Raw genomic sequence first — 19595 nt, forward strand, 5'->3', positions numbered from 1 at the left:
GCGTGTCCGGACAGCGTCGTCGCGGGCCCTCGGACTGGGGTCAGGCCTCCCGCGTGGTCGCGGAGGCGTACTTCCCGCACGAGCTGCGCCGGCTGGGCGGCGGCTCCGAGCCACGGCTGACCCTGCGCACGCTCGACCTGGGAACGGTCCTGGTCGGGCACGTGGGGTGGGGGGCCGACGTCGCGATCGAGTGCGACTACCCCCGCGCCTACGAGGTGAACGCCCCGCTGACCGGGCACATCGAGAGCCGGGGCCGGCACGGCCGGGTGACCTCGCTGCCCGGGCAGGCCACGGTGTTCCGCGCGGACACGCCGTCGCTGATCAGCCACTGGGACGCCACCTGCACGGTCGTCGGCGTCAAGTTCGACAGCGCCTTCCTCGAGCGCGAGGCCGAGCGTGTCCTCGCCGGCGACCGGGGCAGCCCCCGCGTCCCGCTCCCGGAGCAGCTGGACCTCAGCTCCGGCCAGGGGCTCGTCTGGCGACAGCTCGTGGCCGGCCTGTCGGCACACCTGCGAGCGCCGGACCCGTTCGCGGACACGCCGGTGGTCCGCGACCAGCTCGCCGGCGCACTGGCGGCGGGTCTGCTGCTCATCAGCTGTCCTGACGGCGGCCGGGCCGCGGTCGCCCAGCCACGCACGGTCAAGCGGGTCGTCGACCGCCTGCACGACGACCCGGCCCGGCCGTGGACCGCCGGCGAGATGGCGGCCGTGGCCGGTACCAGCGTGCGCCGGCTGCAGGAGGGGTTCCGCCAGTGGCTGGGCTGCACGCCGACCGAGTACCTGGTCGGCGTCCGACTCCAGCGGGCGCACGCGGACCTGGTGGCCGACCCCACGCGCACCGTCAGCGAGGTGGCCGCCACGTGGGGGTTCTCCAGCGCCAGCCGCCTGGCCGCCGCCTACCGCCGTCGGTACGGGCACTCGCCGGCGGAGGCCCGGCGCCGGACGTAGGTGCCGCATCCCGGGAGGGGACGCCCGTGAGGACGACCGGATCTCCGTCGTGGCAGCTCACCGAGGCAGAGGGGGACCGGGCGCACGTCCTGCTCTACATCCGCGACGTGGCCGCCCTCGAGGTGTCGGCGGAGGTGGACGCCCCGCCCCGCCTCGTCGGGCTGCCGCCGCACCACTCCCCGGTCTGGGACGACGACCTCCGTCGACGAGCCGGCCGGGAGTGGGCCCAGTGGTGGCGGGCGCTGCTCGAGGTGGAGGGGCGGGAGCAGTCGGACGCGGACGACGACGCGTCGTTCTGGGCGTGGGCCGAGGACCTGGGGCGGGTCTGGGACGCACCGGAGTTCCCGTCGCTCGCCGACCGGCGGGACCTGCGGGAGGTGACCCTCACGCTCTACCCGGAGGCGCGTCGCTGGGTCGACGCCGGCCCGAGCAGTCCGTCCCGGCTCCGTGGCGAGGGGCACTTCCCGTGGGCGACGGTCCGGGACACCGCGGAGGGTGTCGCCGCCGAGCGCGGGGTGAGCCCGGGGGAGGTGCGGGGGAGGGTGGTGGTGCTCGACGTCGAGAGCTTGTGGTGGCGGCGGGTGGCCCCGGGCACGGTCCTCTGCTCGACCGCGGCCACCGAGGACCCGGCCGCGGCGCGGGCGATCCTGCGAGACGCCTTCGGATCCGGCCTCGCCTGACGGGGGTGTCCGCCGGTCCAGCGGTGCCCGGTCGAGGAACGCCGCGACCGGGCCCCCTGGGTGCGCGGACGCCCCGGACCGCGGAGAGCGGTCCGGGGCGTCCGAACAAGGGGTGCTTACCGCAGGTCGAAGCGGTCGAGCTCCATGACCTTGACCCACGCGGCGACGAAGTCCTGGACGAACTTCTCCTGCGCGTCGTCGGCCGAGTACACCTCGACGATCCCGCGCAGGATCGAGTTCGAGTTGAACACCAGGTCGGCCGCGGTGGCCGTCCGGACGACGTTGCCGTCGGCGTCCAGCCCCTCGTAGACGCCCTCGCCCTCGACGGCGGTGCGCCAGGAGATGCCCAGGTCGAGCAGGTTGCGGAAGAAGTCCTGCGACAGCACGCCCGGGCGGTCGGTGAACACGCCGTGCGCCACGCCGCCGGTGTTGGCGCCGAGGACGCGCAGGCCGCCGACGAGCAGGGTCATCTCCTTGGCGGTGAGCTCCAGCATGTACGCCCGGTCGATCAGGAGCGTCTCCGGCTGCAGCTTGCTGCCCGGGGAGATCCAGTTGCGGAAGCCGTCGGCCCGCGGCTCAAGCCAGCGGAAGTTGTCGACGTCCGTCTGCTCCTGCGTGGCGTCGGTACGGCCCGGGGTGAACGGCACGGTCACCGACACGCCGGCGTCCGCCGCGGCCTTCTCCACCGCCGCGCTGCCCCCGAGCACGATGAGGTCGGCCAGCGAGACCTTCGTGCCGGTCTGCTGCTCGAACTCACCCTTGACCCGCTCGAGGACCGGCAGCACGTCCCGGACGCCCTCGTTGACCGCCCAGCCGATCTGCGGCTCGAGGCGCAGCCGGGCGCCGTTGGCGCCACCGCGCTTGTCCGTGCCGCGGTAGGAGGCGGCGGCCGACCAGGCCGTGTGCACCAGCTGCGACACGGTCAGCCCGGAGGAGAGCAGCCGCTGCTTGAGGTCGGCGATCTCCGCCTCGCCCACCAGCTCGTGGTCGACGGCCGGCACCGGGTCCTGCCAGATGAGGTCCTCGGCCGGCACGTCCGGGCCGAGGTAGCGGACCTTCGGGCCCATGTCGCGGTGCAGCAGCTTGAACCAGGCACGGGCGTACTGGTCGGCGAAGTACTCGGGGTCGTTCCGGAAGCGCTCCGCGTACGCGCGCAGCTCCGGGTCGACCTTGAGCGCCATGTCCGCCGTGGACATCATCGGCGGGTTCTTCTTGCCCTCGATGTGCGCGTCGGGGACGAGCTCCTGCGCCTCGGGGTTGCTCGGCTGCCACTGCTTGGCGCCGGCCGGGCTCTCGACGAGCTCCCAGTCGTAACCGAAGAGCGTCTCCCAGTAGGAGCTGTCCCACGTGGTGGGCGTCGGGGTCCAGGCGCCCTCGAGACCGCTGGTGATGGTGTCGGGGCCCTTGCCGGTGCCGTGCTGGCTGATCCAGCCGAGCCCGTTGCCGTGCACCGGGCAGCCCTCGGGCTCCGGGCCGACGAGCTCGGGGTTGCCGGCGCCGTGGGTCTTGCCGAAGGTGTGGCCACCGCCGATCAGGGCCACGGTCTCCTCGTCGGTCATGCCCATCCGGCGGAAGGTCACCTTGATGTCGTGGGCCGAGGCGAGCGGGTCGGGCTGGCCCTTGGGGCCCTCGGGGTTGACGTAGATCAGCCCCATGGTCACGTTCGCGAGCGGGCCCTCGTCGAGGTCGAGCGGCTCGTCGCCCGCGTAGCGCTCGTCGCCGAGCCAGGTGTCCTCCGGCCCCCAGAAGACCTCGCTGGGCTGCCAGTTGTCCGGGCGGCCGAAGGCGAAGCCGAAGGTCGGCAGGCCCATGTCGTCGTGCGCGACGTTGCCGGCGAGGAGGAGCAGGTCGGCCCAGGACAGCTTGCGGCCGTACTTCTGCTTGACCGGCAGCAGGAGCCGGCGGGCCTTGTCCAGGTTCGCGTTGTCCGGCCAGCTGTTGAGCGGGGCGAAGCGCTGCCCGCCCTCGCCGCCGCCACCCCGGCCGTCGGCGATGCGGTAGGTGCCGGCGGCGTGCCAGGACATGCGGATGAACAGCGGGCCGTAGTGGCCCCAGTCGGCCGGCCACCAGTCCTGCGAGGTGCGCATGACCTCGACGACGTCGCGCTTGACCGCCTCGACGTCGAGGGTCGAGACCGCGGCCTTGTAGTCGAAGTCCTCGCCGAGCGGGTCGGAGTCCTTCGAGGGCTTGTTCAGCACCGACAGGTCGACCTGGTTCGGCCACCAGTCCCGGTTGCTCTGCGGCCGCCGGTTGGTGACCTGGGTCGGCGACGGGATCGCCGGGTTTTCGCTCTCGCTGGTGCTCTCGCTCTGGATCTTGTCGACTTCGTTGGTCACGACGTGCCTTCCTGTGTGGTGCGGGGGGCGGGGGGACGGCTGGCCGCGCAGGACGGGCAGCGTCCCCAGAACACGACCTCGGCCTCGTCGATGACGAAGCCGGCGTCGGCGGACGGGGTGAGGCAGGGGGCGGCGCCGATGGCGCAGTCGACGTCGGCGATGGCCCCGCAGTCGCGGCAGACCAGGTGGTGGTGGTTGTCGCCGACCCGGGCCTCGTAGCGGGCGTCGGAGCCCTCCGGCTGGATGCGCCGTACGAGGCCGGTGTCGACGAGCGCGTTCAGCACGTCGTACACCGCCTGGTGCGACACCGCACCCAGGCGGGCCCGCGCCGCGCTGATCAGCGACTTGGTGTCGAGGTGCGGCTGTGCACGGACGGCATCCAGCACCGCGAGGCGCGGTCGGGTGACCCGCAGACCCGCCGCGCGCAGGGTGCGCTCCAGGTCTGCGGTGTCCGGCACCCCGGCATCTTGACGCCCCTTCCTTGAGCTGGTCAAGAAACAGCGCCGAGATGGCGGGTCGGGTCGGCGGCCCTCGGCGTCCACGGTGTGCGCCCGGACGGCGGGCGCGCCGGGGTGGCGGCCGTCCACCTTGTCCACGGCCCAGACCGACGGCACCGGCCCGGCGCGGCAGGACCAGCCCCGCCCGCAGCTGACCCGCCGCGAGCAGGAGGTGCTCGACTGCCTCGGCCGCGGCATGCAGGTCAAGTCGATCGCCCGGGTGCTGGGGATCAGCGTGGAGACCTGCCGGGCTTCGTGAAGGCCCTGCACACCGAGCTCGGGATCCGCTCCCAGCTCGAGGCGGTCGTCGAGGCCCAGGAGCTGGGGCTCCTGTCCGCGGCCGCACGAGCGACCAGCTGCGGGCGGCTCGCCCGGGTGTCCGCACCGGGCCGCCGCCTTCCCATCCGCCGCTCCGCCGCGGCAGGCCCCGAACCGGCGCCCTTCGCGGAGTGCCCGTCCGCGCCGCCCGTCGGCCACGTGCCCGGTGGCGCGGTGGGCGAGCAGGGGTGGACCAGGCCGACGAGCCGACCGGGTGGATCACGGTGCAGGTCGAGGCCGGTGGCCACGTGCTGCACCTGACCGGTGAGGTGGACGCCCCGTGCCGCAGCGGTTCGCCTGTGAGCACGCGGTGGACCGGCTGCGGGTCCTCGCCGTCGTCGTGGACGGGCTGGCCCCCATCGGCTCCGCCGGGCTGACCTTCCTGGCGCGGTGGGCGCAGAGCGCCCGTGCCGAGGGCCGCCCGGCGCAGATCCGGCGTGCCACGCGCCGGTTCTCGCGGGTGCTCGAGCTCTCCGGACTCACCCCGCTGTTCGACCTGGCCGCCTCGCCGCCCCTTCGCCCCAGGTGCCGCCTGCGGGCCGGTGAGGCGGGCCCGTGGCCGCGGCCGAGGACGAGCGGCGTCAGCGCGCCACGGCGGGCTCGTTCCCTCCGCCGCACCGGCGCTCGTCGTCACGACGGGTGACGACCTCGCCGCTGGGAGCCTCCGCGACCGGCAGATGCGACGGGACGGGGCGTGGGCGACTGTCGTCACCCCACGCGGCAGGGGAGCCTTCGCGGTGCGCTCTGGCCCGCCCCGCGCCGGAGCGGGGCCGGGCCGCTCCGGCGCCATCGCCGGCCGCCATCGCCAGCCGGGGGTCGACAGTCAGGAGGAACTCATGCCGCGAGCGCTCGCCATCCCCCTCGTCTCCGCGTGTGCGATCACCCTCGTCGCGGGCTGCGGAGGTGCCGGGACGCAGGGCGCGGACTCCGCGGCCGGCGCCGAGGAGACCCAGGCCGGCAGCGAGGGGCTCACCGCGACGCTGGTCGACCCCGCGGGCACGGAGGTCGGGACCGTGGACGTGGCGGAGGTGGAGGGAGGCACGCGGGTGTCGGTACGGGTGTCCGGCCTCCCACCCGGCTTCCACGGGTTCCACCTGCACGCCATCGGCGTGTGCGAGCCGGACAGCGCGAACCCGTCCGACCCGTCGATGATGGGGGACTTCCTCTCGGCAGGCGGCCACATCGGTGCCGGGGAGTCCGACCACGGCGAGCACCCCGGCGACCTCCCCGCCCTGTACGTCACAGAGTCGGGCGCCGGATCACTCACGGTCGTCACCGATGCCGTGACCCTCGCCGACCTCGCCGACGACGACGGCACCGCGGCGATGGTGCACGCCCTCAGCGACAACCACGCGAACATCCCCGAGCGTTACGCGCCCGACGGGCCGGACGAGATGACCCGGAACACCGGCGACGCGGGCGGCCGCATCGCGTGCGCCCCGGTCGAGGGTTGACGTCCCGGCGACTCTCGTGTGGCCGTGTGCTCCCGCGCTGTGTTGGAGGGGCGACTCCGCGTCGGCTCAGCGCGGGGCCACACGGAAGACGGGCCAGCCGATCTCGGTGCGCCAGGCGCCCGGTTCAGCCGTGTCCCGCGGGCCGACCAGGTAGCTCTCCCGCACCGGCCCGGCCACGGCCAGCGCGTTGGCCACCACCCAGGTGCCGAGCTCGCCGTAGGTGACGTCGATGTCGTCGTGCTCGCCGACGTGGGTGGCGACGGCCAGCTCGACGGGCGGCAGGGTCACCGGGTGCACCCGGCCGCTCCGCGGGGGGTGCGCCGTCGGCCGGTACACGAGCACGTGCCCGTGGCCGGTCTCGAACAGCGCGTTGTCGTACAGCCCGCCGGGGGGACCGGTCGGCTCCCTCACCACGGCGTCCAGCTCCGCCATGGCGCCGGCGTACCAGTCGAGGACCTGGTCGTGCTCCACGTCGTCCTCCACCACGGCCACCGTGGTCGCCGGCACGGCACGCAGCTCGACGGCCAACGGGGCCGGCTCGGGCCGCAGCAGCCGCCGCAGCGACGCGACCGCCGCGCGGGTGCGGTCGAGCTCGGACTCCAGTCGCTGCAGGTGGTCGGCGACGAGCGCGCCACGGGTGCCCGGGTCGGGGGAGCGCAGGATGCGCTGGACGTCGGGCAACGGGACGTCGAGCTCGCGGAGGCGGTGGATGACCTGGGCGGTCGGGATCTGGTCCGCGGTGTAGTACCGGTAGCCGCTGGCGGGGTCCACCGTCGCGGGCTCCAGCAGGCCGGCGTCGTGGTAGCGGCGCAGTGTGCGCACGCTCAGGTGGGTCAGCCGGGAGAACTCGCCGATCGCCAGCACCGGAGCACTGTGCACCCTCTCCCGGGGAGAGGGTCCAGTGCTTGACCCTCCCGGCACGGGAGGCCGCACCGTCGGGGCATGACCACACCGACCAGCACCCACCCCAGCGAACTCCCCGCCACGATCCGCGGCTTCCTCACGGCCCACGTGGCCCGCGACGTCGACGCCGCCATCCGCGCCTTCACGCCCACCGCCGTGGTCGTCGACGAGGGACAGGCCTTCCGGGGAACCGACGAGATCCGCGGGTTCCTGCGGAACGCCGGAGCCGAGTTCTCGTACACGACCGAGCTCATCGGCGCGCAGCACGTCGACGACGCGCGATGGGTGGCCACCAACCGCCTGGAGGGCGACTTCCCCGGCGGCGTCGCCGAGCTGCACTACCGCTTCACGATGGACGGCGGTCTCATCGCGGAGCTCGTCATCGCCCCCTGACGACCGGCTCCCGGCAGTCACGTCTCGGCGCTCGGCAGGCGGGCGCTGGACCGGGTGCGCTGCGTGACCGGGGGACGGCGGGGGAGCGCACGGGGTGTGCGACCCGATGGGTGACACGGGTCGCCCGCTGACCGAGAGGGAGAGCCGATGACCAGCAGCACGCTCGGGGCCCGCACCGACGCGAAGCCCACGGTGGTGCTCGTGCACGGGGCCTTCGCCGACTCGTCGAGCTGGAACGGCGTGATCGCCCGGCTCCGGCGGGACGGCTATCCGGTGATCGGGGTGGCCAACCCGCTGCGCGCTCTGCACGGCGACGCCGATCTCCTGCGGAACGTCCTGGACGGCGTGGACGGGCCGATCGTCGTCGCCGGCCACTCCTACGGCGGCAGCGTGATGAGCGAGGCGGCCGACGGGCACCCGCGCGTGGCGGCGCTGGTGTACGTGGCCAGCTTCCTGCTCGAGGCAGGGGAGAGCACCGCCGAGCTGGCCGGGAGGTACCCCGGCAACGAGCTCGCGCCGGCGCTGCGCCCGGTGCCCGTCCGCGGTCCCGGCGGGCAGACCGTCGACGACCTCTACATCGACCAGGAGCAGTTCCCGGCGGTCTTCGCCGCGGACGTGCCGACGGACGTCGCCGAGCTGATGGCCGTCACACAGCGGCCGATCACCGGCGACGCGCTGGCGGACGAGGCGACGACGGCGGCCTGGAAGACCATCCCGTCCTGGACCCTCGTGACGCTCCGGGACCTGGCCGTCCCGGCCCTGGCCCAGCGGTTCATGGCCGAGCGGGCGTCGTCGCACGCCGTCGAGGTGGACGCCTCCCACGCCGTGACCGTGTCCCGTCCCGACGTCGTCGCGCGGCTGATCGACCAGGCCGCCCGCGCGACGGCCGCTCGATCCCCAGGGGCCCCTCCGTGACGCGACGAGCGGAGCTTCGGGGGAGGAGCGCCCTGCACTCCGTCCGCGCCGCTCGCAGGGGCGCGGGGCGAGTGACGGTCAGGAGACGGTCGCCTCGGCTGCGACCGGTTCGACGCGGTCGCCGACGGCGACCGGCCCCGGTTCCTCCACGGTGGCGTACACGCCGAAGACCACCGCGCCGTTGTCCGGGAGGTGCGCGACCGGAGTGGTGAGGTCCGTGGCCAGCTCGCCGCGGTAGCGCGCGATGGCCTTGAGGGTGCTGAAGTCGACCGCTCCGCTGTCGGGGTTCTCGTTGGTGACCACGCAGCGGGGAACCGGGCCGACCACCCGGACCGTCGCCCCGCCCAGCCGGACCCGCCGGCCCACCCAGGTGTCCTCCTCGTGCACCGCGCACCCGTCCACCTCGACGAGCATCCGGAAGCGCCGGTGGTCCAACCGCTCGCCCCCGGGCGTGACGCTGCGCAGGTGCTCGATGGTGGCCGAGGAGACCAGCGTCACCGGGTGCACGTCGACCGCGTCGCCGGGGGTGTCGGCGGCGACCAGGTGGACCGGCTCGCCGACGAACTCGGTGAGGGCCGCCGACCAGGGGCCGGTCACCAGGTGACCGGCCACGTCGCGGCCGTAAAAGTCGGTGACGACCGGATCGCCGAGATCGGTCGTCGTCCCCCGTACCGGCTCGCGGCCGGGGACCTGCAGGGACAGGTGTCCCCGCTGCCGGTCGTACTGCGCGGTGAGCCGCACCAGTGGCCCGTGCTGTTTGCCGTTGACCAGCCGGTGCCGGGCATCGACGAGGTAGAACCGCCGGTTGTCCTCGACGCCGTTCCGGGTGAGCGTCAGTCCGGTCGGGTGGTGGAGGGCGCTGCCCTTGACGGGGGTCGTCGAGAAGCGCGAGACGACGGGCATGGGTCTCCATCCGGTCAGGCGTGGCTGGGGCGAGCGTAGGGAGCAGCGGCGCGCGCCACGCGGGCCACCGGGAGCTGCCGTGGCCGAACCGGCGGGGACACGCGGCCGGCGGCGGACCGGATCGGGTCAGCGCAGGTGGGCGAGCACGTTGACCACCGTGCCGCTGGGGTCCTCCACGAAGAAGCGACGCACGCCCCACGGCTCGGTGCGGAGTGGGTACACGACGCGCAGTCCGCGGCGCACCGCCTCGGCGTGCGCGGCGTCCACCGCCTCCGGGTCGCCGACGTCGACCCCGAAGCGTGGTGGAGGGTCCTCCATGCCCCGCGGGGGGATGAGGACCTGAGCGGAGGGGTTCGTCGGCGAGGACAGGCCGAGGACGGGATCCTCCATCGCGACCCTGAAGCCCAGGACCTCGACGTAGAAGTCCCGGGACGCAACAGGGTCGTCTCCGTCCGCGTAGGCAACGACTCGATCGACCACGGGGACACGATCGCAGCCACCTGGACCGGACGGCTTGGACGAATGGGAACCCCAGGTGCCGCGGTGCTCAGTCGCCGTGGGAGGCGGCCCGGTAGGCGCCGGCCGTGCCGCGCTCGCCGGCCGGGCGGTGCGCCCGGGCCCGTGCCAGCTTCTCCTGGCGCCGCGCGAAGAGCACCGTCCCGATCAGGAAGAGCCCGGAGAGGATGAGCACGACGGCGGTGAACGCGTTCATGAACGGCAGGTCCACCCCGATGAGGGCGAGCACGCCCAGCGCGACGAGCACCAGCGCGGCCAGCACCGCCCCGGCCGCCCGCCACGGGCTCTTCGCGACCTCCTCGACACCCTGCTGCGCCTTGTCCTTGGCGTAGTCCAACGGCTTCTGCGCCCAGGAGAACCGGGTGGCCAGCACGGCCAGGCCGGCGGCGACCAGCACGAAGCCCGGACCGGGGAGGACGAGCAGAGCGATGCCGGCGAGGGTCAGCACGCCGCCGAGGACGGCGACCACAGCGGTCTTCACCCCCGGGTGATGCCCGACCGGCCCGGTCGGCATGCGACACACCTGCCTCGGTGCACACGCACCCGGCCGGCACCGCACCTGCTTGCCGGGACACGGGTCCGCTGAGAGGTTGGCCCCATGCCGCCCGACGCCGTGGGCCCACCGCTCGACCAGCCGCCCGCAGCCGCCGGGGCAGTCGCTCGTCTGCGGGCCGAGGCGTCCCCGGACCCAGCGCGCCGGTTGCTCGACCGGGTCACGCACGCCCTCCCACACGAGCGACTGCGCGAGGTGCGCATGTTCGGTGTCACCGCGGTCATGGCGGACGACGCGATGGCGGTTGCCGTGCACCGCGACGGCAGCCTGCTCGTCCGGGTCGACCCGGCAGAGGACGCCACACTGCTCGAGCGTCCCCATGCCTCCCGTGCCGAGATGGGAGCAGGACGCTCCATGGGTGAGGGGTGGATCCGGGTGGGGGCGAGCGCAGTGGAGACCGATCAGGGGCTCAGCAACTGGCTGCAGCCGGTGATCCGCTTCCTCGGATCACCCGGCCGCTGAGCCCTCCGTCGGTTCCGCGACCGGCAGCCGGTCGGACGTTCCCCGCTGCGCCGGTGCGGCCGGGGACCGTACCCACCGGCGCGGAGGCCGGCGCTCAGGGCAGCAGGTCACGCAGCGGTGGCCTGGCCCGCCAGGCCTCCACCAGCGGGGCCAGGCCGTCGAGCAGGCCGGGCAGCTCGACGTCCAGCGGCAGGACGGCGAGCAGTTGCAGGTCACGGCCCCGCTCGGCCACGGCGGTGAGCGCCTCGTCCAGCGGCGGCAGCCCCAGCCGCTCGGCCTCGGCGACGTACCCCGTGCGCACGGCCGGGGGCGCCCCGGTGAGGTCCCACTCGCGCAGCCCGAGGTGCACGTGCTCGAGGTCGGCGGCCACCGGTCCGCCGGCCGTGGGCAGGAGGTTGTAGAACGGCGCGTCCCCGTGCACCGGCTGGAGGTGCGCAGCCGGGAAGGCGGCCGAGAACGCGGCCCGGTCCTCGGCCAGGGGGCGGAGCAACGCCCACTCGGCGCGAGCCCGCTCGACGTCCTCCTGCGGCAGGAAGGCGTCGAGCTGGTCGATCCCGTCGGCGACGGACGCGTCCAGCGGGAACCACCAGGCCAGCCGCAACGGGCAGTCGGCCAGCTCCGCGTGCAGCCGCGCAGTCGCGGACCCCTGCTGCTCCGCGGGCACCGGCTCGGCGACCACCTCCACGAACTGCCACGCGGTCATCGCCTGCCCCTCGTGCACCCACGGCCGGGCCGCTGCCGGGCGCACCACCGGGAAGCCCCGCGCGGCCAGCCAACCGGCGACGGCGAGCTCGGTGGCCATCTGCGTCACCTGACCGGCAGGGTCGGCGCGGACGGTGCGGGGCAGCACGGTGGGCACCCGCACGACCACTGGTGCCGGTGCGAGGTGCACGACGACGGAGAAGACGTCGTAGAGGACCCGCGGCTCGATGACGTCGAGGCCTGACTCGCGCCCGGCGGCGACCGCGGCCGCGACCGCCTGCGCCCGGCGGGCGGCCACGTGTCCGGAGCTCACGTCCCGACCCTGGCACGGGCCCGCCGGCGTCCCGACACCCCTCACGGATCGCGCCGCGGCGTCCCGACCGGTAGGACGGGGGAGCGGGACGCCGCGGGCGGCCTGACCCATCTCCAACGAAGGGAGGGCCTCGGTGACCGCCCCGAGACTGGACACCGCTCCATGGCTGGTCCGCGAGCCGCGCGTGGATCCCGGGACGCTCGCCGTCACCGAGTCCCTCTTCAGCCTCTGCAACGGCTACCTCGGGATCCGGGGGACGCTCGACGAGGTCGAGCCCTCCGGCATGCGCGGCACCTACCTGTCCGGGGTGCACGAGACCCATCCGCTGTCCTATCCCGAGGGTGGCTACGGGCACCCCCAGGAGGGGCAGGCGCTGCTCACCGTCGCCGACGGCACGCCGCTGCGCCTGCTGGTCGACGGCCTGCCGCTCGACGTCCGCGAGGTCCGGCCGCAGGTCCACGACCGCACACTCGACCTGCGCGCCGGCACGCTCGACCGCCGCGTGCGCTGGACCGCGCTGTCGGGCACGACGATGGAGGTGTCCTCGCAGCGGCTCGTCTCCCTCGTCGAGCGGTCGGTGTGCGCGGTGCGGTACGAGGTCCGCGCGGTGGACGGGCCCGCACACGTCGTCGTGCGGTCCGAGCTCGCCGCGGGGGAGGTCACCCCCACGGGCGTGGAGAACGACGACCCGCGCGTCGCGGAGTGCCTGGACGACGCCTTCGAGCCGCGCGCCCAGATCCGCTCCGAGCACGGTGGCGCCCTGGTGGAACGGACGCGCCGGTCGGGCATCACGATCGCCACCGCGGTCGGCCACGAGGTCGACGGCGGGCGGGTCACGACGCAGGTCGACGAGCAGCACGTCGTCGTCACGGCCGCGGCCGACCTGCTCCCCGGGCAGAGCCTCACGATCGTCAAGGCCCTCGGGTACAGCTGGTCCTACGACGCCGGGTCCGACTCCGTGCTCGCGGAGGCCTCGGCCGCCGTGAGCTCCGCCCTCGACCTGGGGTGGGACGGTCTGCTCGCGGCTCAGCGTGCCGCGCTCGACGAGCTGTGGACGACGGCGGACGTGGAGGTCGACGGCGATCCCGAGCTCCAGCAGGCGCTACGCTACGCCGTCTTCCAGCTGTTCTGCTCCGCCGCCTGCATCTCGCAGGCCCCCATCGGCGCCAAGGGCCTGACCGGCATGGGCTACAGCGGCCACACCTTCTGGGACGTCGAGGGGTTCGTCCTGCCCGCCCTGACGCTGCTGCGCCCGGACGCGGCGGCCCGTCTCCTGCGGTGGCGCTCCGGCACGCTCGACCACGCCCGGGAGCGCGCCGCGACGCTGGGACTGACGGGGGCCGCCTTCGCGTGGCGCACCATCAGCGGGCCCGAGGTCTCCGCGTACTGGCCCGCCAGCACGGCGGCGATGCATGTCAACGCCGACATCTCCCGCGCCTTCTGGCTCTACCAGAACGTCACGGGCCGGGACCTCGCCTCCGTGGGAGGTCTGGCGGTGCTCGTCGAGACGGCCCGGTTGTGGATGTCGATCGGCCACGAGGACGCGGCCGGCGGCTGGCACCTGTTCGGCATGACCGGGCCGGACGAGTACACCGGGGTGGTCGACGACAACGTCTTCACCAACCTCATGGCCCGGGCCAACCTCCGGCGCGCCGCCGACGCGTGCCGGCGACACCAGGAGCGCGCCGCGGAGCTCGGGGTGGACTCCACCGAGACCTCCGCCTGGCGGGCCGCGGCGGACGCCGTGCACGTGCCGTGGGACGAGGGCCTGCGAGTGCACCCGTCGAACGCGAACTTCACCACCTACCGGGAGTGGCCGTTCGAGGACCAGCGCGACGCCTACCCGGTCCAGGAGCACCAGCACTACGCCACGTTCTACCGGCGGCAGGTGCTCAAGCAGGCCGACCTCGTGCAGGCGCTGTGGTGGTGCCGGGACGAGTTCACCGCCGAGGAGGTGGCCCGCGACCTCGAGTACTACGAGGCCCGCACCGTCCGGGACTCCTCGCTCTCGGCCGCCGTCCAGGCGGTCGTGTGCGCCCAGGCGCAGCACCCCGACCTCGCCCTGCGCTACCTGCGCGAGGCCGCCCTCGTGGACCTGCGCAACGTCACCGGCGGGACCGCCGACGGGCTGCACATGGCCTCCGTGGCCGGCAGCTGGCTGGCGTTCGTCGCCGGTCTGGGCGGACTGCGTGAGGACCACGAGGACCTCGAGCTGGCGCCGCTGCTGCCGGCCTCGCTCTCGCGCACCGCCTACCGGGTCACCTGGCGCGGGAGGCTGCTGCGCGTCGAGACGACCCAGGAGGGCACCACGGTCACGATGCTCCGCGGCGAGGAGCCGGTGACCGTCGTCGTGGACGGCGAACGGCTGTCGGTCACGGCCGCCGCACCCGTCTGCGTGCCGCTGCGCGCGCCCACCCCGTTGCTGGACGAGCCGAGGCAGCCGGTCGGGCGTGAGCCGCGCACGTGAGGGGCCTCCCGTCCGTCAGCAACGACGCGGCGCCGAGTGCGAGGACCGCGGCACCTGCCAGCACGGGCAGGCGCGCCCCGGGCAGGAGGGGAGCGCTCAGCAGCGGTCCGACCACCCCTCCGACGCCCGTGGCCGCGGCCAGGCGCCCCAGCGCGCGGCCGAGCTGCTGCGGAGGGCACGTGGCGGCCAGCACCGCCGGTCCGAGGGACAGCCAGGCGCCGTAGCCCGCGCCGAACAGCACGGCGAAGCCGAGCAGCATCGGGAAGGTCCCCACCCCATCGGTGACGGCCCAGACGGCCAACCCGGCGGCCATCAGGAGGTGGCTGCCGCGGTACAGCGCGGGCAGACGCCGCGGTGTGGCCAACCAGCCACCGCCCAGTCGTGCCAGCGCGCTGGTTATGCTGATGACGGCCAGCACGGCGGCACCCCGGCCGGCGGAGAGCCCGAGGTCCACGGCGCTGCCGACGACGTGCACCACGGGGAGGAAGACCACCAGGCTCATCACCAGGGCCGCTGCGTAGAAGCGGCGCAGGCCCGGCGCGGCGGATCGCGACGTGCGGTCGGAGGCCGAGGCGGTACGTGCCCCCCGCCCCGGCGGGCGGTCGGGCAGGAGCACGGTCGCGACCGCGCAGACCCCTGCCCCGAGGGCGGCGAGGACCGCGCACGTCACCCGCGGTCCCTGGGCCTGGATCAGCGCGGTCAGCGCCGGAGCGAGCAGGGTGCCACCCGCTGCAGGTCCCGCCAGGAGGAGCCCGAGCGCGGCGGATCGGCGTCGGTCGAACGCCGCGCTGACGCTGACCGTGGTGGCGACCCAGGTGGCAGCCGCGGCCAGACCCAGCCCGAGCTCGTAGCCGACGACGGCTACCTCCAGCTCCGAGGCGATGGCCGGCGCCAGGAGCCCGATCGCCGTGCCCAGCCCGGCCACGGCCAGCAGGGGCCGTGGTCCCCAGCGGTCCACCGCGGCACCGGCCACCGGTGCGGTGACCGCGTGCACGAGCAGCGCCAGGGGGAAGAGCAGGACCAGGTGGGCGCGTGGCGCACCGAACTCGTCGGCCAGCGGGTCGATGAGCACGCCGACCGTGCCGAAGACGCCGAGCACGACGGCCAGGGCGGTGGTGGCGGCCACGGCGACCAGCCACGGCGCCGCGCCGGCGCCGGGAGGGGCGTGGTCGGGCGAGGTCGCCGGGTGCGCCGGATCGGTGTCTGCCGGCGAGCGGACGGCGGTCATCGGGAGTCCCTCTCCAGGCCCGGGACGCGGCCCGTGGATGCGGTCGAGCCCGAGCGTGGACCCCGGCTGTCCCACCGCGCTGTCAGGCTCCTGCTCGACCGTCGGCCCCCGTGCCCGTGCCGTGACAGCGCGGTGGCAGGGCCGGTTGGCAGTCTCCGATCCCTCCCGCTGAACAGGAGACGACGATGTCCGACCCGACCCTGCGCAACCGGCGTCCCCGAGCCGCCGACGGCCCGTCCGTCGAACCCCGGCCGGCCACCTCTCCCGCGATCCGTCGGCCCGCCGACGTCTCCATGCTGGGGACGGTGCTCGGGGTGTGGGCCCACCCGGACGACGAGGCCTATCTCTCCGGGGGGTTGATGGCCCTCGCCGCCGGGTTCGGGCAGCGCGTGGTGTGCGTGACCGCGACCCGCGGAGAGCTCGGTACCCCCGACCCGGAGACGTGGCCGCCGGACCGGCTGGCCGCCGAGCGCACCGCCGAGCTGGCGCGCTGCCTGGCGGTCCTCGGAGTTCCCGAGCACCACTGGCTCGGCTACCGGGACGGGGAGTGCGCGGCCGTGCCCCTGCCGGAGGCCGTCGGGCGGCTGTGCGACGTCATCGACGCCGTCCGCCCGGACACGGTCCTGACGTTCGGCCCGGACGGCATCACCGGTCACCCCGACCACCGAACGGTGTCGGCCTGGACCACCGCGGCCTTCGAGCGGGCGGCCCCGGAGGGGGCCCGGCTGCTGTACTCCGCGGTCCCCGACTGGCGGGTGCCCCGGTGGAAGGACCTGGACGACAGCCTCGGCGTGTACCTCCCCGGCTACCCGGTCACCACGCCTCGCGAGTGCCTGGCGGTCGAGCTGGAGCTGCCCCCGGACGTGCTCGCGCGGAAGGTCCGTGCGTTGAGCGCCCAGACGACCCAGACCGCCGGGCTCATCGCCGCCATGGGCATCGACCGGTACACCGCGTGGGTCGCGGACGAGTCCTTCGTGGCGGGTGGGCGGTCGGCGCCCGTGGTCGAGCGGCCGGCCGCGGCGGTCATGCGCGGTTGAGGTGGCGCTCGATGGCCCGCCGGGCCAGGTCGAGGACGGCGGCCCGGCCGGGGACCTCCTCGGGGGACGGCCTCGGCGGGGAACCCCGGGCGGGGGCGTCCGGGGCCCGGTCGGCGGCGGCGTCGAGCACGTCGGCGGTCTGCTCGTCGCCGAGTCGCCGCAGGAGGTCGGCGAGGTTGCGCAGCGTCGTCCACTGGTGGGTCCAGTTGCCGGTCCGCGCGAAGTAGTCCACCACCTCCCGGTAGCCGAGGAACGCCTCACGCACCCGGCCGGCGTCGGCGCGCGCCGCGAGCAGCCCCACCGACGCGACGCCGACGAGGAACGTCGCCCCCGCCGTCCGGGCCAGCTCGACGGCCCGGACGTAGTGCGGCTCGGCGAGGTCCCGGCGGCCGACGGCGGTCTCGATCTCCCCCGTGACGTAGGCGTGCCAGGCGCGCATCGAGGGTGAGACCGCGCCGGCGGATCCTCGCTCGTCGAGCGCCCGCGCCCGGTCCGGGTCGCCCGAGTAGGCCAGTGCCAGCGCGGCGATCCCGAGGTTCTCGCGGGCCCCGGGAGCCACCGCGGCTGCGGCCAGGGAGTGCTCCACGCACTCGGCGTACGCGCCGCGGGCCAGCGCGACCACCGACAGCGGCGACAGGCACACCCAGGTCCCGGCCGTGTCGGTCGCGTGTGCGAGCCCGGCGCGGGCGAGCTGCTCGGACCGGTCCAGGTCGCCGCGGTGGTAGGCGGCCTCGGCGGCGGTGCCGAGCACCCGCGCCTCGTGCGGGTGGCCGGCCAGGGCGGGGTCGCCGGCCAGCTCCTCGGCCCAGGTGCGGATCTCGACGAGGTCGCGGTAGGTCATCGCGTCGTAGAGCGCCGTGACCATCGCGGCGGCCTCGTCGAGGGCTCCCCGGCTCCGGGCCGACCGCCAGGCGACCCGGAGGTTGGCGCGCTCCCGGCGGAGCTTCGCGTCCGCCTCCGGCTCCCGCTCGGTGGTCAGGACGGCGGCGATCTCCGCGGTCACCTCCACCGCCCAGCGCAGCATGCGCTCGGTGGCAGCCGCCAGCTCGCCGGCCGCGGCCAGCCGGTCGAGCCCGTAGGCCCGCAGAGTCTCCAGCATGCGGTACCGGGTGCCGTGTCCGAGGTCGGCCTCGACCATCGAGGCGTCGACCAGGCGGGCGAGGACGCTCCCGGGGTCGCCGGCCAGGCCCAGGTCGGCGGCGAGCCGCTCGGCGTCCTCCAGGTCGACGCCGTCGACGAAGACCGACAGGTGCCGGAAGAGGCGTTGCTCGTCGTCGGCGAGCAGCCGGTAGGACCACTCGACCGTCGCCCGCAGCGTCCGGTGCCGGGCGTCCCCGCTGGGCCGGCCGCCGCCCAGCAGGTCCAGCGAGCGGGCCAACCGGCTGCGCAGGTCGGCCAGGGAGAAGGTCGACAGCCGCCCGGCGGCGAGCTCGATGGCCAGCGGCATCCCGTCGAGCCGGTGCACGATGTCGGCGATCGTGCGCAGCTCCCCGGCGGTAGGCGCGCACCCGGGCCGGACCCGACCGGCCCGGTCGAGGAAGACCGCCACGGAGGGGACCCGGGCGAGGTCCCGCTCGCCGGCCGGCAGCGGCAGGGGAGGCAGCCGGACGACGCACTCGGCGGCCACGCCGAGCGGTTCGCGGCTCGTGGCGAGGACGGTCAGCCGCGGGCAGGCGGAGAGGACGGCGTCCACCAGTTCGCGGGCCGCGTCGAGCAGGTGCTCGCAGTTGTCGACCACCAGCAGGCCCGGGCGGTCGCCCAGGACGGCGAGGCAGGCCGCGAGGACGTCGCCCTGGACCGCCTCCAGGCCGAGGGCTGCCGCGAGCGCGTGCGGGACCGCGGTGGGGTCGGTGACCGGGGCCAGCAGCAGCACCGCTGCCGTCTCGGCGCGCTGCGCGACCTCCAGGGCGACCCGGGTCTTGCCGATCCCCCCGGGTCCGGCGAGCGTGACCAGACGCTCGCGCTCCAGCTGCCCGTGCAGCGCCGCGACCTCCGCTTCCCGGCCGATCAACCGGGTGGTGGGCCGTGCGGTTCCCCTGGGGCCGCGCCCGGGACGAGGGGCCGGGCCGGCGACGCCCCCGGCGATGTCCCGTTCGAGCCGGCCCAGCTCGGCGGACGGGTCGAGGCCGGTCTCCTCGGCCAGCCGGTGCCGGTACTCGCGCGCCCTGCGCAGCGCCTCGGGTGCCTGCCCGGTGGCCGCCAGCGCGCCCATCAGCTGCAGGACCGCGGGCTCGCGCAGCGGGTCGTCAGCCAGGGACGCCGCGGCCAGGCCGAGGACCTGGTCCGCCTCTCCCGCGGCGACCGCGGCGCCGATCAACGCGTCGGTCACCTCGCGGTGCAGGCGGACGCACCCCTCGGCCGCGGTCGCGATCGGCGCGACGTCGGCGAGGTCGGCCAGCACCGGCCCCCGCCAGAGCGACCGGGCCTCGCGCAGCAGCCCGAGAGCACCGGCCGGGTCCTGCGGCAGGCGGGTCCGCGCCGCCGCCAGCAGCGTCCGCGCCCGCGCCACGTCCAGACCGCCGTCCCCGAGCAGGAGGCGGTAGCCGTCCGGGACGGTCTCCAGCCGATCCGCGGCCGGGCCGAGGTGTCCGCGCAGCCGGGACACGTGGCTGTGCAGGGCCTGGCGGCCCGACTCCGGCACCTCCGCCGGCCACAGCGCGCCGACCAGCGAGTCCACCGGCACGGTCCGCCCCTCGGCCAGCGCCAGGAGGGCGAGCACCGCCCGACGCTTGGGGCCCCGGACGTCGACCGCCGCGCCGTCGACGAGCAGCCGCAGGGGGCCGAGCACCTCCACCCGCACCGGCGCCTGTCCGACCGCCATCGCCACCTCCCGCGGCCAGCGTGCTCGCGTCCGTGCCGGGACGGGAAGCCCCGCTGCCCTGCCAGCGCGCTGCTCGGGCGTGCCAGCGCCGTGACAGCGCCCCCGTCGACAGTCCGTCGGGACCGGCAGGAGCCGGGAGGACAGCGGAGG

At 75.2% G+C, this 19595-nt stretch carries 19 protein-coding genes; 10 read left to right on the forward strand and 9 right to left on the reverse strand.

Going from position 1 to position 19595, the window contains the following annotated elements; all coding sequences use genetic code 11:
• The first annotated feature begins 2 nt into the window (after positions 1-2).
• Together ACI79D_RS02920 and ACI79D_RS02925 are read left to right on the forward strand one after the other, a co-directional pair.
• Entirely contained in the window at positions 3-947 is a 945-nt protein-coding gene (locus ACI79D_RS02920) for an AraC family transcriptional regulator (protein WP_456916801.1), read from the forward strand.
• Positions 948-973: 26 nt separating this feature from the next.
• Positions 974-1627 (forward strand): hypothetical protein, encoded by a 654-nt coding sequence (locus ACI79D_RS02925; protein WP_456916802.1) that lies wholly within the window; start codon positions 974-976, stop codon positions 1625-1627.
• 116 nt (positions 1628-1743) lie between these two features.
• On the opposite strand, the gene katG is transcribed toward ACI79D_RS02925, so the two are convergent.
• Together katG and ACI79D_RS02935 are read right to left on the reverse strand one after the other, a co-directional pair.
• Positions 1744-3963 carry a catalase/peroxidase HPI gene (gene katG / locus ACI79D_RS02930; protein ID WP_456916803.1) on the reverse strand — a complete coding sequence of 740 codons (2220 nt, stop codon included), beginning with the start codon at positions 3961-3963 and terminating at the stop codon, positions 1744-1746.
• Entirely contained in the window at positions 3960-4421 is a 462-nt protein-coding gene (locus tag ACI79D_RS02935; RefSeq protein WP_456916804.1) for a Fur family transcriptional regulator, read from the reverse strand. Before ACI79D_RS02935 ends, katG begins: the two co-directional genes overlap by 4 nt.
• 130 nt (positions 4422-4551) lie before the next feature.
• On the opposite strand from ACI79D_RS02935, the gene ACI79D_RS02940 reads away from it, so the two are divergent.
• From ACI79D_RS02940 to ACI79D_RS02950, 3 genes are all read left to right on the forward strand, one after another.
• Positions 4552-4719, forward strand: coding sequence for a LuxR C-terminal-related transcriptional regulator (locus ACI79D_RS02940; protein ID WP_456916805.1), 168 nt, complete (start codon positions 4552-4554; stop codon positions 4717-4719).
• 339 nt (positions 4720-5058) lie between these two features.
• The gene (locus ACI79D_RS02945; RefSeq protein ID WP_456916806.1) at positions 5059-5421 is read left to right on the forward strand and encodes an STAS domain-containing protein; all 363 of its coding nucleotides are present in this window, start codon (positions 5059-5061) and stop codon (positions 5419-5421) included.
• Positions 5422-5614: 193 nt separating this feature from the next.
• Positions 5615-6232, forward strand: coding sequence for a superoxide dismutase family protein (locus tag ACI79D_RS02950; protein ID WP_456916807.1), 618 nt, complete (start codon positions 5615-5617; stop codon positions 6230-6232).
• Positions 6233-6298: 66 nt separating this feature from the next.
• On the opposite strand, the gene ACI79D_RS02955 is transcribed toward ACI79D_RS02950, so the two are convergent.
• Positions 6299-7096, reverse strand: coding sequence for a MerR family transcriptional regulator (locus ACI79D_RS02955; RefSeq protein ID WP_456916808.1), 798 nt, complete (start codon positions 7094-7096; stop codon positions 6299-6301).
• A gap of 78 nt (positions 7097-7174) precedes the next feature.
• Here ACI79D_RS02955 and ACI79D_RS02960 point away from each other — a divergent pair, with 78 nt between their 5' ends.
• On the forward strand, positions 7175-7528 hold the full coding sequence (locus ACI79D_RS02960; RefSeq protein ID WP_456916809.1) for a nuclear transport factor 2 family protein: 354 nt from the start codon (positions 7175-7177) through the stop codon (positions 7526-7528).
• Between the two features lie 147 nt (positions 7529-7675).
• Positions 7676-8443, forward strand: coding sequence for an alpha/beta fold hydrolase (locus ACI79D_RS02965; RefSeq protein WP_456916810.1), 768 nt, complete (start codon positions 7676-7678; stop codon positions 8441-8443).
• Positions 8444-8521: 78 nt separating this feature from the next.
• On the opposite strand, the gene ACI79D_RS02970 is transcribed toward ACI79D_RS02965, so the two are convergent.
• The 3 genes from ACI79D_RS02970 to ACI79D_RS02980 all read right to left on the reverse strand — a co-directional run bounded on the left by ACI79D_RS02970 (position 8522) and on the right by ACI79D_RS02980 (position 10343).
• Positions 8522-9346 (reverse strand): MOSC domain-containing protein, encoded by an 825-nt coding sequence (locus ACI79D_RS02970; RefSeq protein WP_456916811.1) that lies wholly within the window; start codon positions 9344-9346, stop codon positions 8522-8524.
• 126 nt (positions 9347-9472) lie between these two features.
• Positions 9473-9826 carry a VOC family protein gene (locus tag ACI79D_RS02975; RefSeq protein WP_456916812.1) on the reverse strand — a complete coding sequence of 118 codons (354 nt, stop codon included), beginning with the start codon at positions 9824-9826 and terminating at the stop codon, positions 9473-9475.
• A 67-nt stretch (positions 9827-9893) separates the two neighbouring features.
• Positions 9894-10343, reverse strand: a complete 450-nt coding sequence (locus ACI79D_RS02980) for a PGPGW domain-containing protein (RefSeq protein WP_456916813.1) — start codon at positions 10341-10343, stop codon at positions 9894-9896.
• A 117-nt stretch (positions 10344-10460) separates the two neighbouring features.
• On the opposite strand from ACI79D_RS02980, the gene ACI79D_RS02985 reads away from it, so the two are divergent.
• Positions 10461-10877, forward strand: a complete 417-nt coding sequence (locus tag ACI79D_RS02985; RefSeq protein WP_456916814.1) for a TfoX/Sxy family protein — start codon at positions 10461-10463, stop codon at positions 10875-10877.
• Between the two features lie 94 nt (positions 10878-10971).
• Here ACI79D_RS02985 and ACI79D_RS02990 read toward each other — a convergent pair whose 3' ends face one another.
• Entirely contained in the window at positions 10972-11892 is a 921-nt protein-coding gene (locus tag ACI79D_RS02990; RefSeq protein WP_456916815.1) for a hypothetical protein, read from the reverse strand.
• A gap of 133 nt (positions 11893-12025) precedes the next feature.
• Here ACI79D_RS02990 and ACI79D_RS02995 point away from each other — a divergent pair, with 133 nt between their 5' ends.
• Positions 12026-14359 carry a glycoside hydrolase family 65 protein gene (locus ACI79D_RS02995; RefSeq protein WP_456916816.1) on the forward strand — a complete coding sequence of 778 codons (2334 nt, stop codon included), beginning with the start codon at positions 12026-12028 and terminating at the stop codon, positions 14357-14359.
• Here ACI79D_RS02995 and ACI79D_RS03000 read toward each other — a convergent pair.
• Positions 14265-15587, reverse strand: coding sequence for an MFS transporter (locus ACI79D_RS03000; RefSeq protein ID WP_456916817.1), 1323 nt, complete (start codon positions 15585-15587; stop codon positions 14265-14267). The two genes, ACI79D_RS02995 and ACI79D_RS03000, sit on opposite strands and share 95 nt — an antisense overlap.
• A 185-nt stretch (positions 15588-15772) precedes the next feature.
• On the opposite strand from ACI79D_RS03000, the gene ACI79D_RS03005 reads away from it, so the two are divergent.
• Complete coding sequence (locus tag ACI79D_RS03005; protein ID WP_456916818.1) at positions 15773-16624, forward strand: PIG-L deacetylase family protein; 852 nt, start codon at positions 15773-15775, stop codon at positions 16622-16624.
• Here the strand turns inward: ACI79D_RS03005 and ACI79D_RS03010 are convergent.
• On the reverse strand, positions 16611-19445 hold the full coding sequence (locus ACI79D_RS03010) for a BTAD domain-containing putative transcriptional regulator (protein WP_456916819.1): 2835 nt from the start codon (positions 19443-19445) through the stop codon (positions 16611-16613). The genes ACI79D_RS03005 and ACI79D_RS03010 overlap by 14 nt on opposite strands.
• Positions 19446-19595 lie beyond the last annotated feature (150 nt).

Source organism: Geodermatophilus sp. SYSU D00708 (genome assembly GCF_054050115.1).

Excerpts from the sequence above, each read along its gene's own strand:
- ACI79D_RS02950 (WP_456916807.1), top strand. The coding sequence starts at position 5,615 with ATGCCGCGAGCGCTCGCCATCCCCCTCGTCTCCGCGTGTGCGATCACC.
- ACI79D_RS02960 (WP_456916809.1), top strand. The coding sequence starts at position 7,175 with ATGACCACACCGACCAGCACCCACCCCAGCGAACTCCCCGCCACGATC.
- ACI79D_RS02965 (WP_456916810.1), top strand. The coding sequence starts at position 7,676 with ATGACCAGCAGCACGCTCGGGGCCCGCACCGACGCGAAGCCCACGGTG.
- ACI79D_RS02970 (WP_456916811.1), bottom strand. The coding sequence starts at position 9,346 with ATGCCCGTCGTCTCGCGCTTCTCGACGACCCCCGTCAAGGGCAGCGCC.
- ACI79D_RS02985 (WP_456916814.1), top strand. The coding sequence starts at position 10,461 with ATGCCGCCCGACGCCGTGGGCCCACCGCTCGACCAGCCGCCCGCAGCC.
- ACI79D_RS03000 (WP_456916817.1), bottom strand. The coding sequence starts at position 15,587 with ATGACCGCCGTCCGCTCGCCGGCAGACACCGATCCGGCGCACCCGGCG.
- ACI79D_RS03005 (WP_456916818.1), top strand. The coding sequence starts at position 15,773 with ATGTCCGACCCGACCCTGCGCAACCGGCGTCCCCGAGCCGCCGACGGC.
- ACI79D_RS03010 (WP_456916819.1), bottom strand. The coding sequence starts at position 19,445 with ATGGCGGTCGGACAGGCGCCGGTGCGGGTGGAGGTGCTCGGCCCCCTG.